Origin of the sequence: Brevibacillus panacihumi (genome assembly GCF_003710985.1) — a bacterium.
Taxonomy (GTDB): domain Bacteria; phylum Bacillota; class Bacilli; order Brevibacillales; family Brevibacillaceae; genus Brevibacillus; species Brevibacillus panacihumi.
This window is the reverse complement of record NZ_RHHT01000027.1, coordinates 199,087-214,297: the sequence shown is the minus strand read 5'-3', so window position 1 is coordinate 214,297 and position 15,211 is coordinate 199,087. Positions and strand designations below refer to the sequence as shown.

20 protein-coding genes are annotated in these 15,211 nt (G+C 48.8%); 7 read left to right on the top strand and 13 right to left on the bottom strand.

All coding sequences use genetic code 11. The features are described 5' to 3' along the window. Nucleotides 1-607 precede the first annotated feature (607 nt). Nucleotides 608-1,072 carry a hypothetical protein gene (locus EDM58_RS13580; RefSeq protein WP_122913789.1) on the top strand — a complete coding sequence of 155 codons (465 nt, stop codon included), beginning with the start codon at nucleotides 608-610 and terminating at the stop codon, nucleotides 1,070-1,072. Nucleotides 1,073-1,125: 53 nt separating this feature from the next. On the opposite strand, the gene EDM58_RS13575 is transcribed toward EDM58_RS13580, so the two are convergent. Continuing rightward, nucleotides 1,126-1,386, bottom strand: coding sequence for a YuiB family protein (locus EDM58_RS13575; protein WP_023558222.1), 261 nt, complete (start codon nucleotides 1,384-1,386; stop codon nucleotides 1,126-1,128). 625 nt (nucleotides 1,387-2,011) lie between these two features. On the opposite strand from EDM58_RS13575, the gene EDM58_RS26390 reads away from it, so the two are divergent. Continuing rightward, a complete protein-coding gene (locus EDM58_RS26390; protein ID WP_281275086.1) occupies nucleotides 2,012-2,137 on the top strand; it encodes a hypothetical protein in 126 nt (41 codons plus the stop codon). Nucleotides 2,138-2,197: 60 nt separating this feature from the next. On the opposite strand, the gene EDM58_RS25720 is transcribed toward EDM58_RS26390, so the two are convergent. The 3 genes from EDM58_RS25720 to EDM58_RS13565 form a co-directional block, all read right to left on the bottom strand. Continuing rightward, nucleotides 2,198-2,338, bottom strand: a complete 141-nt coding sequence (locus EDM58_RS25720) for a YuiA family protein (RefSeq protein WP_183187503.1) — start codon at nucleotides 2,336-2,338, stop codon at nucleotides 2,198-2,200. A gap of 180 nt (nucleotides 2,339-2,518) precedes the next feature. Continuing rightward, nucleotides 2,519-2,995: an NUDIX domain-containing protein gene (locus tag EDM58_RS13570; protein ID WP_122913788.1), complete on the bottom strand. Its 477-nt coding sequence runs from the start codon at nucleotides 2,993-2,995 to the stop codon at nucleotides 2,519-2,521. 80 nt (nucleotides 2,996-3,075) lie between these two features. Further along, on the bottom strand, nucleotides 3,076-4,266 hold the full coding sequence (locus tag EDM58_RS13565) for an NAD(P)/FAD-dependent oxidoreductase (RefSeq protein WP_122913787.1): 1,191 nt from the start codon (nucleotides 4,264-4,266) through the stop codon (nucleotides 3,076-3,078). 338 nt (nucleotides 4,267-4,604) lie between these two features. On the opposite strand from EDM58_RS13565, the gene EDM58_RS13560 reads away from it, so the two are divergent. Continuing rightward, nucleotides 4,605-5,615: an NAD(P)/FAD-dependent oxidoreductase gene (locus tag EDM58_RS13560; RefSeq protein ID WP_122913805.1), complete on the top strand. Its 1,011-nt coding sequence runs from the start codon at nucleotides 4,605-4,607 to the stop codon at nucleotides 5,613-5,615. Between the two features lie 121 nt (nucleotides 5,616-5,736). After that, nucleotides 5,737-6,018, top strand: coding sequence for a hypothetical protein (locus tag EDM58_RS13555; RefSeq protein WP_122913786.1), 282 nt, complete (start codon nucleotides 5,737-5,739; stop codon nucleotides 6,016-6,018). Nucleotides 6,019-6,024: 6 nt separating this feature from the next. On the opposite strand, the gene EDM58_RS13550 is transcribed toward EDM58_RS13555, so the two are convergent. From EDM58_RS13550 to EDM58_RS13530, 5 genes are all read right to left on the bottom strand, one after another. Then, nucleotides 6,025-6,555 carry a hypothetical protein gene (locus EDM58_RS13550; protein WP_122913785.1) on the bottom strand — a complete coding sequence of 177 codons (531 nt, stop codon included), beginning with the start codon at nucleotides 6,553-6,555 and terminating at the stop codon, nucleotides 6,025-6,027. A gap of 55 nt (nucleotides 6,556-6,610) precedes the next feature. Next, the gene (locus tag EDM58_RS13545) at nucleotides 6,611-6,970 is read right to left on the bottom strand and encodes a hypothetical protein (RefSeq protein ID WP_122913784.1); all 360 of its coding nucleotides are present in this window, start codon (nucleotides 6,968-6,970) and stop codon (nucleotides 6,611-6,613) included. A gap of 152 nt (nucleotides 6,971-7,122) precedes the next feature. After that, nucleotides 7,123-7,512, bottom strand: a complete 390-nt coding sequence (locus tag EDM58_RS13540; RefSeq protein ID WP_023558232.1) for a cupredoxin domain-containing protein — start codon at nucleotides 7,510-7,512, stop codon at nucleotides 7,123-7,125. A 121-nt stretch (nucleotides 7,513-7,633) separates the two neighbouring features. Then, the gene (locus EDM58_RS13535) at nucleotides 7,634-8,446 is read right to left on the bottom strand and encodes a metallophosphoesterase (protein ID WP_122913783.1); all 813 of its coding nucleotides are present in this window, start codon (nucleotides 8,444-8,446) and stop codon (nucleotides 7,634-7,636) included. Nucleotides 8,447-8,662: 216 nt separating this feature from the next. Continuing rightward, entirely contained in the window at nucleotides 8,663-10,162 is a 1,500-nt protein-coding gene (locus EDM58_RS13530; RefSeq protein ID WP_122913782.1) for a DUF4153 domain-containing protein, read from the bottom strand. Nucleotides 10,163-10,303: 141 nt separating this feature from the next. Here EDM58_RS13530 and EDM58_RS13525 point away from each other — a divergent pair, with 141 nt between their 5' ends. Then, complete coding sequence (locus tag EDM58_RS13525; protein WP_122913781.1) at nucleotides 10,304-10,762, top strand: DinB family protein; 459 nt, start codon at nucleotides 10,304-10,306, stop codon at nucleotides 10,760-10,762. A gap of 74 nt (nucleotides 10,763-10,836) precedes the next feature. Here EDM58_RS13525 and EDM58_RS13520 read toward each other — a convergent pair whose 3' ends face one another. From EDM58_RS13520 to EDM58_RS13510, 3 genes are all read right to left on the bottom strand, one after another. Next, a complete protein-coding gene (locus EDM58_RS13520) occupies nucleotides 10,837-11,178 on the bottom strand; it encodes a YolD-like family protein (RefSeq protein WP_122913780.1) in 342 nt (113 codons plus the stop codon). A gap of 270 nt (nucleotides 11,179-11,448) precedes the next feature. Further along, nucleotides 11,449-11,808, bottom strand: a complete 360-nt coding sequence (gene erpA, locus EDM58_RS13515) for an iron-sulfur cluster insertion protein ErpA (protein WP_023558239.1) — start codon at nucleotides 11,806-11,808, stop codon at nucleotides 11,449-11,451. Between the two features lie 138 nt (nucleotides 11,809-11,946). Further along, nucleotides 11,947-12,174, bottom strand: coding sequence for an aspartyl-phosphate phosphatase Spo0E family protein (locus EDM58_RS13510; RefSeq protein ID WP_023558240.1), 228 nt, complete (start codon nucleotides 12,172-12,174; stop codon nucleotides 11,947-11,949). A gap of 254 nt (nucleotides 12,175-12,428) precedes the next feature. Between EDM58_RS13510 and mqnE the strand changes: the two genes are divergently transcribed. After that, the gene (gene mqnE, locus EDM58_RS13500) at nucleotides 12,429-13,532 is read left to right on the top strand and encodes an aminofutalosine synthase MqnE (RefSeq protein WP_122913778.1); all 1,104 of its coding nucleotides are present in this window, start codon (nucleotides 12,429-12,431) and stop codon (nucleotides 13,530-13,532) included. Between the two features lie 95 nt (nucleotides 13,533-13,627). Here the strand turns inward: mqnE and EDM58_RS13495 are convergent, their stop codons facing one another. After that, complete coding sequence (locus tag EDM58_RS13495; protein ID WP_023558242.1) at nucleotides 13,628-13,888, bottom strand: YuzB family protein; 261 nt, start codon at nucleotides 13,886-13,888, stop codon at nucleotides 13,628-13,630. A gap of 173 nt (nucleotides 13,889-14,061) precedes the next feature. Here EDM58_RS13495 and EDM58_RS13490 point away from each other — a divergent pair, with 173 nt between their 5' ends. Next, complete coding sequence (locus EDM58_RS13490) at nucleotides 14,062-15,129, top strand: NAD(P)/FAD-dependent oxidoreductase (protein WP_023558243.1); 1,068 nt, start codon at nucleotides 14,062-14,064, stop codon at nucleotides 15,127-15,129. The last annotated feature ends 82 nt before the right edge of the window (nucleotides 15,130-15,211 follow it).

Genomic DNA, 15,211 nt, shown 5'->3' with positions numbered 1-15,211 from the left:
GCCGCTAAGAGCGTGTTCCGCTTTTCCGTTCCCGGCTTGGTCAAGATCCCAAATGCCTTCGCTTTTTTCTCCTTTTTCCTCGACCAGCTCAGGTCTCCTACGCGCTCCAAGGTAAACCTTGTGATGACTTACACTTCAGAATTGCAGAAATCAGGAAAAAAAGAGAGGGAATCATAAACAATTTGTACATGTTTCCGTTTAAAAATAAGTAGACGCTAAACGGAAATGAAATGACAAACGAGATGATGATAAGTGGTGGTCGAACAAATGAAGCAATGAGTCCAATTAAAGCGGGAAGTAACAAAAGGATCGAGGTTAAAACGGAGATCGAAGAGTCAAGGAATAAAAGAGCCCAGAGGTACATTGTCCCTACAGAGGCAACCAAACCAAATAACAGCGAGATCGGATGTTGGTACGATTTAATCAAATTTTTCATTGAAGTCCCCCACTTAGTGCGATATGTAACACAAACATGGTATATTTACATAATATTACCAAAATATTCGATCTAATCGTTACATCTATTTGTTGTCAAGAAGATGGAAAAACCAACCACTAAAAGAGCCCCCAGTCGCTGTCCGAAAAAAATTAACTAAGGGGTGTAGGGATGAAAGTCAAAAGAATTTTGTCATTCGGTGCATTGCTCATTATTTTCATCGGTGTTTTTCTTCTTTTCAATCATTCCCAAACATGGTCCTATCACTTTCAAGGATCCAGCGACCATTGGGAAGGGCAGTGTATTTTGACACCTAACAGAGATAAGAGTATGGTGCTCTTCGTGGGTAAGCTGAAGCCAAAAACTTCTTCGAATATCACCCAATTTACAGTTCAGACAGACTTGGTTATAGGCCGACCTAAGGGCACATGGGAATCACCAGATTTCAAGGAAGGAAAGCCACTTCAAATATTTACATCAAGTGCGGGGAATGGTTCCATATCATTTCGTGCGGGGATGAGTACCGAAGAGATAAACCGTATTTTTTATCGGGACCTTGTTTTTGAAATCACTTGGAATGACGATTCGGGGATGCATACAGAAACAATTTTCTTGAAGTTTGTACCATCTTATTAGGTGGGCTACCTGAAAGAACAAAAAAACAGGCCTGTTCTTGGCCTGCCGTCTTGTTAAAACATCCGATATCCTTTTTTACGCAAAGTTTGAATCGTCCAACCGCTTGCGACAGTGCCGACCATGCCGCAGCCGAGAATAACCGCATCCCAAATTCCTGGGACGATCTGTTGGTAGATGAGTGTTCCGATTACCACGCCGATCGCGATGATGATCGGGAGCCAGGTCGTACGCAAGATCATGTTAAAAATAAATCCGATCCCAAAGCCAAGAACGGAGAATAGGACGATGGATACGACAAATTGCAGTATGCTCATGGATCGTTAGACCTCCTGCCTGTCTTTTCCGAAAACGATATCCTGACGGAAAAAGCTGGCTTGTTTTCGTATCCAAGTGTATCGAAATCAGCAAAACAGGTCAATACAAGAAGCCGATCCAATGGATCACTTGCTTGTTTCGGCGCACATCTGATGACAATCTGTCACAGTTGGGGTAGGATTGAAGAAGAGAAATTTTTTTAAGATGCTCGGAAAGGAAATCAAATGGCACTGCTCAATTTTCGATCCGCTCAAACATATATCATAACCGTTTTGGTGGCTTGTCTCTGTCTATTTGCGGTTGTACCTGCCTCGGTAAACGAGCCGATTACACCACAGCAGGAGACTGCCTATTGGTCGACCTTTACCGGTGTTTACCACTTCGTCAGCGTTCGCCCTCATGTCCTGATCAAGTTTTTGGACCACAAGCTGCAGTTCACCAGCCTGCCGGACATCTACCGGAATATTCCCGATGCCTCTTCGGCCCTGCCCGATATGTTTCTTTGCATCATCCAGGTTCTATTGATCCTTCTTTTGCTCGTGCCATTGAAGTATGGGTCCACCAGATTCGTGGCTGATGCCCCCGACAGAATAAAAAACATTCTAGAGAGGGGCAATAGGCGCGATGAAAAACAACGAACCTGTGAGCAAACTGATCGAGCGAACGGTAAAAGATTTGAAGAGTTTCCTCGTGTTTTTCGGGCTGGCAATCGTCGGACTGCTGGCAGCCAAATTTTACATCGGATTTTAACAGCAAATCCTCCCCCAATTTTTGCGGGGAGGATTTTTAGATTGATCTTGTCATGATTCTCTATTTTCTGCTTGCGAGGACGGCCTCTTGCGCATGTGCTCCTGTCCCCTCACAGCCGGGGCAACTCTCCGTTCCTCCCAGCAAGAGATGGAAATAACCTTCTCCTTTGCAGTATGGGCATTTTTCTTGTGTTTCTCTCATGATGCTCTCCCCTTTCCCTTGCCATGCACTGGAAACAATTGCATGTATTTTCAGATAATTTAGATGAGTTTTATAATATCATGCTTTTGCTGCGCAACACAATCCAATGATCTCGGAAAAAAGGCAAAAAATCGGCGGTGTAAGCGATAACATTGCCGATTTTTTGCTTCATGCTTTGAATTACTTAAAAATCTTATAGGACGTGTACGAAAAGACCGGGTCGATGGGATAGTTGCTGCCGCTCATTCCCTGCTCGCGCTTTCGGTATTCAGGAAGAATGATCTTCAGGTACGTCGAGGACAAAGGGTCCGTGATCAGCTGCTCAATCGGCATGAACCGTGCATCCTCAATCTCGCCTTCCTGCGGACGCGGCTCTCCTTCGATGTAATCCATCCAGAAAACCACCATATTGTCGCTGACGGTTCCCCGGATCACCCCGGAGCGGATCGCTGCCACCTGACGGATCTCAGCTCTAACCCCTGTCTCCTCCATCACTTCCCTTACGGCCGCTTCATCGACTGTCTCGCCCTCCTGCACAAACCCGGCAGGAAACGACCACTGTCCCTTCAAGCCGCTGTACGCCTTTTTCACGACCAATGCCTCGTCGCCGCGAATCACGATGCCGCATGCGCCCAGCCACACCTTGCCATCCCGCATCCACCAGCACTCCTTCTGACTGCAAAACCCCCGGCGCTTGCGTAGCCGGGGGCATTCGATGTCCTTTTTCGTCGTCTAGCTTACAGCTTTACTTTCTTCAATGCAAGCCCGACTCCGCCGATCTTCCACAAATAGCGCAGATCGCTTGCTTTTTTCATCATGGCTGCTGTGCTGCCAAACAGCTTTTTCGAGCCTACTTGACCGATGCCTTCCCCTTTGCCCAAGGAAGCCAGCGTGCCTTGCAGGTGAGGAACGAATTTTTGCGGAAGCTCTCCGCGCAGCATCGCCACCAGATTGTCGCCGAGCGTCTCGCCTTCTTGCACCGCGATTTGTGCGGTAGGCGGATACGGACGGCCTTCTTCATTGAAAATCAGGGCGCAATCGCCGACGACGAAGACATTCTCATGTCCGGGAGCACGCAGGAATTCGTCTACCTTGACCCGTCCGCGCATGACCTCGAAGCCTGCTTTTTCCACGATGCTGTTGCCGCGAACCCCCGCAGCCCAGATCACGGTCTTGGATTTGATTTCTTCACCCGTCGCGAGCAGTACGCCGTCCGGAGTGCATTTTTGGATCGGAGTGCCGATCTTGAATTCGATTCCTTTGCGCTCCAGTACTTCCATCGCATACTTGATCAGCTCAGGATCGAAGCCAGGAAGTGCCGTCGGAGCAGCCTCGATGCAATACACTTTCACCAGCGAAGGATCTACGTCGAACTCCTCGCACAATTCCGGAATCCGATCCCCCAGCTCGCCGCAGAACTCGATCCCGGTAAATCCGGCTCCGCCAACGACAAACGTGAGGTAATCCGTACGATCCCGCTCGCCTTTAAACTTCGCGAACATGTACTCGATATGCTCGCGAATGTGGCGCACGGCATTGATGCTGCGAATGCTGAAAGCATGCTCTTTCAAGCCCTCAATGCCGAATGTTTCCGGCTCGCTGCCAAGTCCGATCACCAGGTAATCATAGGAGAGAACGGTTCCATCCTCGAGTGTGACAGTTTGTTCCTCGGACTGGATGGATTGGACTGTCCCTTTGACGAAATTGACCTTGTCTTGATTGAGGATGCCTTCCAGATTGACGCGAGCATGGTCTGCCGTAGAAGTTCCGGCAGCCGGTTCGTGCAGCCAAGTCGTGATGTAATGGTAATTGTGCTTGTTGACCAACGTGATTTCCGCTTCATTGTAATTCAGTTTCTTTTGCAGCTGCAGAGTGGTCAGCAATCCTCCGTACCCTGCACCAAGGATGAGGATTTTGGGTGTGCTCATGGTATCCCTTCCATTCATCAACAGTGATATTTGGGCGAAGTTTGTGCGAAATTTCACGTAGAACGTTATAAAAGAAAATCAGTGCGGGTCATGATGCGGTATTATCTGTGAAAAAAAGCACAAACTCACGTAATACAAAATGTGACAATTTTTTAACAGTCACCCCCATCATATCCACAGAGCATTCTTTTTGCAAGCCTTTTTTCTCTATTCGCAATGTTTCAGCACAAGCTCGAAAAAAAAGGGGCAAAAAGCTGTTTTTTCCCTGCTTTTTTTAAATTGGAAGTATAGGTATAATGAGGAAGGAGTTTGTTCAGAATATTTCGGAGGTGCTGAGATTGAATCTTCTGCAAAAGGACGAGCAAGTATATGACATCACGATTATTGGCGGCGGTCCTGCCGGCTTGTTTACAGCATTTTACGGCGGAATGCGACAAGCAAGTGTAAAAATAATCGAAAGCATGCCGCAGCTTGGCGGTCAGCTTTCTGCTCTTTATCCGGAGAAGTACATATACGATGTTGCCGGATTCCCCAAAGTTTTGGCTCAAGATCTGATCAATAATCTGAAAGAACAGATTTCCCAATTCCAGCAAAGCATCTGCCTGGAAGAGAAAGTGGAAAACGTCGTGAAGAATGATCAGGATGTGTTTGAGATCACGACTGATAAGGGCATCCATTACTCCAAAGCAGTGATTATTACCGCGGGAGTAGGCGCATTTGAACCGCGCAGACTGGAACATCCCGATGCCGTCAACTACGAGAAATCCAATCTGCACTACTTCGTCACCGATCTGAACTCCTTCAAAGGGCAACGTGTAGCCGTCATCGGCGGCGGCGATTCTGCTCTGGACTGGTCTTTGATGCTTGAGCCGATCGCCAAGGAAGTCACGCTCATTCACCGCCGCGACAAGTTCCGTGCCCACGAACACAGCGTAGAGATGCTGATGGCCTCCAAAGTAAAAGTAACGACTCCATACGAAATAGCAGGCTTGGAAGGCGACGGCAAAATTGAGCGCATCACGCTTGCCCACTGCACCACAAAAGAGGAAATTGCACTGGATGTCGACGCGGTGATCGTCAACTTCGGCTTCATCTCTTCCCTTGGCCCGATCAAAAATTGGGGCCTGGAGCTGGAGAAAGGCTCGATCGTCGTCAACTCCCGCATGGAGACGAATATCCCCGGCATCTATGCAGCTGGAGATATTGCCACCTATCCAGGAAAAGTAAAGCTGATCGCCGTCGGGTTTGGCGAGGCTCCTACAGCCGTAAACAACGCCATCGCCTACATCAATCCCAACGCAAAATTGCAGCCAGGCCACTCCTCCAGCATGGACAATTTCAAATCGTAATGACTGCCAAAAGTCCTGCCGCTCCTCACTGAGCTGTGCAGGACTTTTTTGCCTTCTGCATACCTTCCTCCCTGTTCGCACACAGTAAAAAGGAAATTCATGCTCGGGAGGCGCCATCGCTATGAGTTATCTCTGTCCAGTATGCAACGGTTTTGAAACGCTTCAGGAGGATTGCCCCCTTTGCCAAACCACGTTACTAGACGGCGGACGGCTTTACGATTATTACGGCCAATACAGTCCATACCGGGAGATCGATGACGCCAAGCTCGACAATGGCTATTCGGATCTGCTCCACCATCACTGCCTGCATGCATGCTGGTGCCCCAATTGTGCGGCAGAGCGCACCGTCATCATCGAAGAATGGAATACCAAAAAGGGCGCATTTCCCATACGCCCCTCCTAGTTAACCTTATTTTTTTGCCTCTGCCACTTTTTTCGCCAGGCGCTCATTCTTCGCTTTCATCTGCTCCAGCAGCTTCGGCAGCACTTCCTTGATTTTCGCTTCTTCTCCAGACTCGATCGCCGCATGGAATTCTTTGTACACCTGTCTGGACTTCTCCATGTGGGCGCGATGATCGGCATCCTCGCTCTCGGTTTTTGCCTGCTTGTTCATTTTTCCCTCTTGGCTGGAGGTCTTCCGAGCTGCCTTCAGCTCCCCGATCAGTCTTTCCCTTTCCTTAAACACCGATTGCCACTCAGCCGCTTGCTTTGGAGTGTATTTTTCGGCCAGCAGCGTCATGTACATTTTTTGATGTACACTCAGCCGCATCTTGAACTTGTGATGTCCATGATGATCCTGGCTTTCCTGTTCAGGTACGCTTGTGACAGCTCCCGGATTGGATAGAGGCTGTGCCTGAATCGATTGTGCCTGTGCCCCTATCGGCATGACCAATCCCATTGCAAGTGCTGTCGTGACGATTCCTTTTTTCCATTGCTTCATCCCGCTCACTCCTTATTGATTCCAATTGATTGAATAGGCTCACAGCAAACAATACCTAGAACGGGCGCAAATCTTCCTGATCCAGCCGCAAGGCCTCTACAAGTCCCATCTGCTCCAGATCGCTTCTGGTTTTGGGAGTTCCAAGACGGTAGATGATTTGGTAAATGGACCGCAGGTTGTCATCGTACTCATCATTATCCCGATCAGGCATATCGGACCATAGCGTGTGACTGTGCATCCACATCATGAAGTCGCCATGGACGCAGTTGTTGAACAAATCCCGCAGCATCCCTACCTCTACTTCTGAAGCCTCGATTTCGTAATCATAAGCAGAGGTTCCTTTTACGTCGCGGATTTCAGCAACAGTCGTGCCCGCTTGCAGCGTGACGTAATACTTCTTTTTCTCCAGAACCATCCATCTCCTTTTCCTGCCACATGCGTCCTGTTCGTTGCCTGTAAACCTTCCTTCTATACCATGCACCATCTCAAGGTAAAATATGTATGAAAAAAGCACCCTGCCCGCTAATCGGACAAAGTGCTTGGTTTGATGTCATTTGGTTATGCCGCTTATTTTACGACCAGTGTAGCAACCATTTTTCCATGGTCCGGTCCGCAAATAATGTTGCAGAAGATTTTATACTCGCCTGGCTCGTCGACTTTCAATGTTTTGCTGCCGTCTTTTTGCAGGTCTACATCGAGACCTTCAATTCCGATTCCGTGGAAGCCCTCGGTGGATTTGAAGTTGATCGTGAATTCCTCGCCAGCTTTTACTTCAAATGTATCCTGGTTGAATTTCCAGTTGCTCGCTTCGATATTTACCTGTGTTCCAGAAGAAGCCGCAGCGGGAGCAGCCTCGTTGCCACTGGCAGCCTGGTTATTTGTTTCCCCACCACATGCTGTCATTAACATCGCGGATACGGCAACTGCCGACACCAGCAAACCCCACTTCTTTTTCATAGGAGACCCTTCTTTCTAAAATCTTATAATGATCTTTACATATTCATTGTACTGAATTCATGTCGTCCAATATATGGCAATCTGTGAACGAACCATGACAAACTGGCAAAGGATTGGTGAACTAAAGGGAAATCCGATCGGAATTAAAGCGATAAACCGTGATTTCTGGGAAACAACCGAAGCGTACAGGCAATTTGGTTGTTCCGAGCCCCCGACTGATCGCAAAAAGACCAACGCGATTGTCTGGCTTGACTCCTACGTGAAAATGCTTGTACGCCCCCCATGTTTTGCCGAACAATCTGACTTGCCCGCCGTGTGTATGACCAGTCAGCAGCAAATCTGCCCGCAATCCTCTTTCTTCTATATAAGAAATGATGTTCGGCGAATGGGCCAGGAAAACCGTATAGTCCGGTTCTTCTTCCCTATGCTGCGGGACGTATTTTTCATTTCCATAGACGGAATTGTCGAAGCCGTAAAGATAAAGGATCTTATTTTCAAAAGGAACCGCGATGCCTTGGTTTTCCAAGACTCGCATGGACCCTTCCCACACCCGCTTCATCCTCTCGTACTCCTGATCGGTATAACGCAATTTGCCGATGACGCGTTTCTCTTCCCGCTCGTAATTGCCGGGAACAAAAAAGATGCCCTCTCTCGCCTCGATTCTGCCGATCTCTCCCATTACGCGTTTCAATTGCCTACGAAACTGGACCAGATCTCCGGTCACACAGACGAGATCCGGCTGCCACTTGTTGATGAGACGATGCAGCGAGCCATTCAAAAAATGCGTACGTCCGTGAAGATCCGTGATGTGAATCAGAGTGAGTGCTGGCAGACGGGGCGCACGGCATTCGACAATGGTCGTGCGTACCAGAAAGGTGTGATACAGCAGCATTGCCATACCTATCATGATGCATATGAAAAGGAGGTGGCTCATTGTTTTCACACCCTTTTTTCAGATAACGAGCGGACCGCGAATATTGCTAACGATCTCTTCGGTTTTTCAAGCTGACATAGAGCGCTGCTAGAGCAGTAAGCAGCCCAGCAACCGCGATAATGGCAATAAGGATTTTCATGTCTATGACCTCCCTTTGCAAAAAGATATGGGGATCATACCCTCTAAATCTATCACACACGATCTATCCGTTGTCTATCAATTCCCTATTGCTTCCTCCACCTTTTTCATCGCCAGATACGTAGACAGATTGAACGATTGCCAGTTCCACTCCGACTCCCGCTCCTCTTCCAAGCGGATTTCCAGCCTCTTCTTCACCCGCTCTCCCATCTGCGGATCATTCGTCAAAGCCAATAAATAAGGATACGCGTCATCTGAGAGCCTCGTGAGATAATCCAGGTCGATGTTCCCGGTCTCGGCATAGCGTGCCAGGTTGTTTTTCACGATGATCGCATCGATGTTGATGTAGTTGATTACGACGTATGCGATCAAGCCGACGATCGCGTAGTATTTGACCAGGGAGAAGCCGCCACGCCAGATTTTGAGCAGCCCGATGAGAAACACGACCAACAGATACATCATGAAGGCGTGGCCCAACAACCGCGAATAGGTATAGCCGTAAGCCGCTTCGTACAACGAAAGCCGAAAGTACGCAGAAAAGAGCATGAAGCCTGTACATACGGTCAACAAGCTGAGCAAGACCTGAATGACCCGATAGACCCCGTGTTTTGCGCGCGAAGCAAAATGCATCGTGGCAATCAGGATAAGAAAATTGATCAGCGTGACCATAACCAATTCGTTAAATCCGTTTTTGGCGTACTCTGCATAGGTCATGCCCTCGGGCAAAAGCATCTTCTCCCCCGTAAACAAGTACGAGATCTGAACGGCTGTAAACGCAATGTACACCACATTGATAATCGTCAACATCGTTGCCAGCACAATTCCATCCCAGACGATCGGCTTTTCCTCCTGGTTCGGTACAGGAACTTCTGCGAAGGGCTCCCACTTGCCCACTAACGTGAAAAAATAAGCAAACATGCCTATCGCCAAGGCCCCGATCAGGAAGAGGCGAAACAGCGTCTCCACGGAAACGGTTTCCCAAAACAGGCGGGGAATCTCACCCAGGAAAAACCCAAACACACCGTCTGCCTGTGACAAGAGGGACAATACCACAAACAAGATAGGTAGCGAGACTCCGATCCCGGTCGCGATTTTTTTGCCGACTCCATACTTTTTCTGGTCGACCCTGCTTTTGATCCATTCTTTGATCCCGCCAAAAGGCACGCGGATATGGCGCAGCGTGTAGAGTAAAGCGATTTCAATCAAATTCCCGAGAAAGCCTAATGTATACCACTTTTTGCGGTTCCGCTCGGTCAGCAGGATCGTTTGTACGATGAACAAAAAGGGAACCAGCATAAAATTGGCGATGTGGAACAAGGAGTTGGAGAATAAGAGAAATGTAAAAGCAAGCAGCAGGATCGGCACCGTCATTCCCAGGGAAAAAGCGTGACGGCGAGCAATATTCATCCTGCCGTTCGCTCTCGCTTGCCACCAGAACAACCCGTATAGACTGAGTAAAAACAAAGGATACGAGATTCCCGGCGCTTTGCCGTAGAACAAAATATCAGCCCAGACGGCGAGAACCAACGAGCCTGCGCCTAACCCCAAAATCCTTGTTTGTCCTGTACCTTCCGTCATCTCACGTCGCTCCTTTTGCATATTCAACGGTAGATACGTGGAAGAAGCAGAAGCCGATACAGACAGTATGTAAAAATACACCAGACAAGCAGGAAGAAATCGGATACACTGGGGGGCAAAAGGAGGTTGGAGGACTCGATCATGAAAAAGCTGTTTTTGTATAACTGGCAAATACGGGCTGAGTGGTTCGAACGCTGTCGACTCGTCCCCCATGAAGAATTGCTGGTCAACCGTGTCGGGGGTGCGGGCAGCATTCTCTACACGCTGTATCATATCGTGGATGTGGAATACAGCTGGATTCGCGGAATTGCGGGAAAACCAGACGTACAGGTTCCTTTTGAGCAGGTCCAGACGCTTTCACTCGTCAGGGAGCTTTCTGATTCCTGGCATCACGAAGTCCGCTCCTTCATCGACAACTGGTCCAGCGACCTCGAACATGAGTTAGTCGACATTTCCTGGAACGACCGTCCCTACTCACAAGGGGACATTCTCCGCCACCTCATTGCACATGAAATTCACCACGTCGGACAGCTTTCCATCTGGATGCGCGAGCTGGGGATCGAGCCGGTATCCGCCAGTTTGGTGGACAGGAACCTATAGATAGGACTTGCGAGGCGATGCCTAAATAATAAAAACGGCCCATTCGCGATTTCTCGCCGTTGGGCCTTCGCTGATCACTTCTTTACGCTCACGAGATCCCGCACGTTTATCCAATGCGACTCCCAATCGCTGACGAGTTTGAACTGTTCGTACTTCTTATCAATCTCGCGCACTACGCCCCATGCGGACTCGAACGTGCCGAAGTCGCCTTTTTGTGGAATGAACCACTTCACATTGATCGGGTAGTTATACTGGGTTGAATCATAGATCCGGAAGCACATTTCGCCGAAATCCTCTTCGTCGATTTCCGGACGCGGCTCAAACCCAAGGATTTCATTGTTCTCAAGATTAGTTGCTCGCTGTTCCGGCAATGCCACCCTCATGCTATCGAATAGATCATCCATTTTCTTCGCCATACATATCACCCCATATATCGAACGCATGTTCCTATTATGGGGTCTTATTCAGAATTTATCAAGACTCAATCCGTCACTAGGAAAGGTACTTTTATCCATTTTGTTGGTAATCCGAGACTTCCCTCTCGTTCCGCTTCTGGCACTACTTAACCCCATGAAAAAGACCTCCTTAACGAGGTGTCGCACTTCACCGTTAAGAAGGTCGTTATCCGCAACCCTACAGCATACATGTGGGGTTGTTCTTGTTCGTTTCGGGATTGCTGACGCCAATTAATCGTCACACTTCTCTTCCTTGCCCTTCGCCAAGGCCGTCTTGAACGACGAACCGCAGCCGCAGGAAGCGATCGCATTCGGGTTATGAATGGAGAAGCCTCCGCCCATCATGGAATCCTTGTAGTCGATCTCGGTGCCTTTGATGTATAGATAGCTGTCCTGGTCGACAACAATTTTGATTCCATCCTGTGTGAAGGTCTCGTCGCCTTCCTTCATTTCCTTGTCCCAGCCGATTCCGTAGGTGAAGCCGCTGCAACCGCCTGGGCGAACGCCGACACGCAAAAACACGTTGGGATCATTTTCTGCGGCCAACATTTCCTTTACCTTCAAGCTGGCTTGCTCGGTCAATGTAATCATTTTGTTCCCTCCTTTGCCAGGCCCGTGAAGCACCTGCTTCCTCTATATAGTATACAAAAGAAGCGTCCTCTCCCACAAGGTTCCCCTACACTTGCGCAGCCCATTCTATAGCCAAATAAAAAAGAGAGGTGCCCCTCTCTATGCAAAGTGCGCTTTATTTTCCAGCAAATAAAAGCGATACGATTTTTTACTGCTAGTATCTACTACCTTAGACAGACTATGATCGATCTGGTTCAGTTCGTTATGCAGTTGATCAATTTGGATACTGTATTCCAGGACTTTTGGATGATCCAACCCAAACTCTAACCCCATGTTAACCATTCGCTGTCGAAGGAGTTCGATTTTTTCGAGTAAAATGTCCCGCATTTTGAAGCTCCTCCTATACATAGATCAGGCTTTCATACCTACATTTTACAAGAATTGCCTTGGTTTAGCAAACAAAATTTACCACCATTCTCGTTACTTCGGACATAAAATGCCGATATTTGTTAGTTTTTTACAGTCGACACTTGCAAGACATCTGATGTTGTTCGGTCATGACAAGAAGTTTATAATATAGATGCCCTTGTGTCCGATAGACCGTATGATTTTTTACGACTTGTAGAAAGGAAGTGATTGGAATGGCACTAGAGACTATTGCCATCCAAGACAAATCGCTCGCTGGTATTGCTGAAAAAGTACTACACGGCGAACGTCTGACACTGGAGGATGGCGTAACGCTATTCAACTCCAACGACCTGCTCACCATTGGCCAGCTCGCCAATTACGTCAACCAGCAAAAAAATGGTGACAATGTTTATTTTTTACAAAATCTTTACATCAATCCGACCAATGTTTGCGAAGCGCATTGCAAATTTTGCGGATTCCGTCGAGATCAAGGCGAAGATGGCGCCTACACCATGAGCATGGAAGAGTTGCTCCATTATGTAGAGACGCGTTATCATCCAGGCATCCGCGAATTCCACATCGTCGGCGGTCACAACCAGCACATGCCGTTCGACTACTATCTGGATACCCTGCGTACGCTGCGAAAAGCGTATCCCGATGTAACGCTCAAATCGTATACTGGCGCGGAGATCGAATTCTTCTCCCGCATCTCTGGCCTCTCCATCCGCGAGGTGCTGCAGGAATTGATGAAGGCCGGTCTGCAAAGCCTGACAGGCGGCGGTGCCGAAATCCTGACCGAACGCTACCGGATGAAGATGAGCCCGGAAAAAGCGAGCACCGATATGTACCTGCAAGTACACCGGACTGCTCACGAGTTGGGACTGAAGACACATACGACCATGCTTTACGGCTCGATTGAGACCTTGGAAGAGCGTGTGATTCACATGCTTCGCCTGCGTGAGCTGCAAGACGACACCAATGGCTTCATGGTCTTTATTCCGCTTGCCGTACAGCCAATCAAGGCGACTGCAGGCATCAAGCGCCGCAATTCCGCGATTGACGACCTGAAAACCATGGCGATCAGCCGTCTGATGCTGGACAACTTCCAACATATCAAAGCCTACTTCATTAATATTGGTACCCAACTGACGCAAATCTCCCTGACCATGGGGATCTCTGATGCACACGGCACCTTGATCGAGGAACGCATCAGCCACTCGGCAGGAGCCTTGACGCAGCAAGCCCTTACAGTAGATGAGCTGGTCTGGCTGATCAAAGGCGCAGGCAAACGCGCCCTCGAACGCGACACCTTCTACAACGTAATCAAAGAACACTAGCAAGCAAAAAAGCTGATCCATGTCTTGGAAGAGATACATGGAATCAGCTTTTTCTTTTTCTGCCATAGTAAGAGGAAATACGGCGAGCCCTCATGCTACAACGGGAGATCCTTGAAGGGGTCGTCCTCTTCCTTCAATACCTGCTTGATCTTATCCAGCAGCGCCTCTGCCGTTGGCGCTTGAACCAATTTTCCATTGACGAGTGCGAACGGCTCCAGATAACATTCGCCGCAATACCCCAAACACCCGTATTCGAGCACGTCCACATCCAATTCCGGATCTTGCTCCAATGCATCCATGACGGCCTGGGTGTAGGACGCGACGTTGCTCGCGCAAAATTCTACCAATGCTTTCATACCTTGTCACCTGCCAATTGCCTTGACTTCATATGCCCTTTATTGTACCGCGTCTTTTGCAAAAATACAGTGGGGATTGCGGGAAAAAGATTCTGCTTGCAATTTTGGCGAAAGAGAACTAAAAATAGAATGGGTGCTGTAAAAAACGGACATAAGAAAGGAATAGACCTTCTATGAAACGACTTGTAATCCTTGGCGGAGGATACGGGGGTCTTCGTATTATCGAGCGTGTCCTGTCTTCGGACTTACCGGACGATGTGATGATCACTCTGGTAGACCGGATGCCGTTTCACGGTTTGAAGACAGAGTACTATGCTCTGGCTGCTGGGACACAGCCAGAATCCCATCTGCGTGTCGCCTTTCCCAACGATCCACGCCTGTCAGTAAAATACGGCGAGGTATCGGCAGTTCATCTGGATGAGCAATCAGTCAGTTTTGCCAATGGAGACAGTCTTGCGTACGATTGGCTGGTCATCGGTCTGGGCTGTGAGGATCGCTACCACGATATTCCTGGCGCTGATCAATACACTTGCTCGATCCAATCCATGCGTTCCACTCGCAACACATACACAGCCATCAACGATCTGAACCCCTATGCTACGGTCAGCGTCGTTGGAGGCGGACTGAGCGGCGTAGAGCTTGCCGCCGAGCTGCGCGAGAGCCGTCCTGACCTGAACATACGGATCATAGACCGCGGACAAAGCATATTGAGCCCGTTCCCGAAAAAATTGCAGGAGTATGCGTCTCAATGGTTCATTGAGCATGAGGTGCAGCTTGTCTCGATGGCGAGCGTAACAAAAGTCGAGCCAGGAGTTGTGTACAATCACAACGAACCAGTCGAAAGCGACGTCATCGTCTGGACGGCAGGCATCCAGGCCAGCTCCATTGTTCGCAATCTGCCGATCGAAACCGACAACATCGGCCGCGCCAAATTGAACCAATACCATCAGATTCCATCCCATCCCAACGTCTACGTCGTCGGAGATTGCGCCAGCACGGCTATTGCTCCGAGCGCGCAAACAGCCGAGTTGATGGGAGATCAGATCGCTATGATCCTGAAGCTCGATATCAAGGGCGAAGCGTTCCCATCTTCCCTTCCCCCTCTCAAGCACAAGGGCTTTCTGGGGTCGCTTGGCAAAAAAGAAGGCTTTGCCAGCATGGGCAAAGTCTCGTTGGTCGGTCAAATGGCACGCGTCATCAAGAGCGGACAGTTGTGGATGTACAAAAAACATATGGGCTAACCCGATAACCCTATCTGGCACTCTAGTCAGATAGGGTTTCTTTTTTGTATGATGAGGAATGAAGAAATTGGGGGGAAATGGT

Bases quoted from the DNA above. Each gene is read 5' to 3' on its own strand.
- mqnE (WP_122913778.1), top strand. From the start codon at position 12,429: ATGGCACTAGAGACTATTGCCATCCAAGACAAATCGCTCGCTGGTATT.
- EDM58_RS13565 (WP_122913787.1), bottom strand. From the start codon at position 4,266: ATGAGCACACCCAAAATCCTCATCCTTGGTGCAGGGTACGGAGGATTG.
- EDM58_RS13570 (WP_122913788.1), bottom strand. From the start codon at position 2,995: ATGCGGGATGGCAAGGTGTGGCTGGGCGCATGCGGCATCGTGATTCGC.
- EDM58_RS13555 (WP_122913786.1), top strand. From the start codon at position 5,737: ATGAGTTATCTCTGTCCAGTATGCAACGGTTTTGAAACGCTTCAGGAG.
- EDM58_RS13530 (WP_122913782.1), bottom strand. From the start codon at position 10,162: ATGACGGAAGGTACAGGACAAACAAGGATTTTGGGGTTAGGCGCAGGC.
- EDM58_RS26390 (WP_281275086.1), top strand. From the start codon at position 2,012: ATGAAAAACAACGAACCTGTGAGCAAACTGATCGAGCGAACGGTAAAA.
- erpA (WP_023558239.1), bottom strand. From the start codon at position 11,808: ATGATTACATTGACCGAGCAAGCCAGCTTGAAGGTAAAGGAAATGTTG.
- EDM58_RS13540 (WP_023558232.1), bottom strand. From the start codon at position 7,512: ATGAAAAAGAAGTGGGGTTTGCTGGTGTCGGCAGTTGCCGTATCCGCG.
- EDM58_RS25720 (WP_183187503.1), bottom strand. From the start codon at position 2,338: ATGAGAGAAACACAAGAAAAATGCCCATACTGCAAAGGAGAAGGTTAT.
- EDM58_RS13545 (WP_122913784.1), bottom strand. From the start codon at position 6,970: ATGGTTCTGGAGAAAAAGAAGTATTACGTCACGCTGCAAGCGGGCACG.
- EDM58_RS13575 (WP_023558222.1), bottom strand. From the start codon at position 1,386: ATGAGCATACTGCAATTTGTCGTATCCATCGTCCTATTCTCCGTTCTT.
- EDM58_RS13510 (WP_023558240.1), bottom strand. From the start codon at position 12,174: ATGCGGGACATTTTACTCGAAAAAATCGAACTCCTTCGACAGCGAATG.
- EDM58_RS13535 (WP_122913783.1), bottom strand. From the start codon at position 8,446: ATGAGCCACCTCCTTTTCATATGCATCATGATAGGTATGGCAATGCTG.
- EDM58_RS13520 (WP_122913780.1), bottom strand. From the start codon at position 11,178: ATGGCGAAGAAAATGGATGATCTATTCGATAGCATGAGGGTGGCATTG.
- EDM58_RS13525 (WP_122913781.1), top strand. From the start codon at position 10,304: ATGAAAAAGCTGTTTTTGTATAACTGGCAAATACGGGCTGAGTGGTTC.
- EDM58_RS13490 (WP_023558243.1), top strand. From the start codon at position 14,062: ATGAAACGACTTGTAATCCTTGGCGGAGGATACGGGGGTCTTCGTATT.
- EDM58_RS13580 (WP_122913789.1), top strand. From the start codon at position 608: ATGAAAGTCAAAAGAATTTTGTCATTCGGTGCATTGCTCATTATTTTC.
- EDM58_RS13550 (WP_122913785.1), bottom strand. From the start codon at position 6,555: ATGAAGCAATGGAAAAAAGGAATCGTCACGACAGCACTTGCAATGGGA.
- EDM58_RS13495 (WP_023558242.1), bottom strand. From the start codon at position 13,888: ATGAAAGCATTGGTAGAATTTTGCGCGAGCAACGTCGCGTCCTACACC.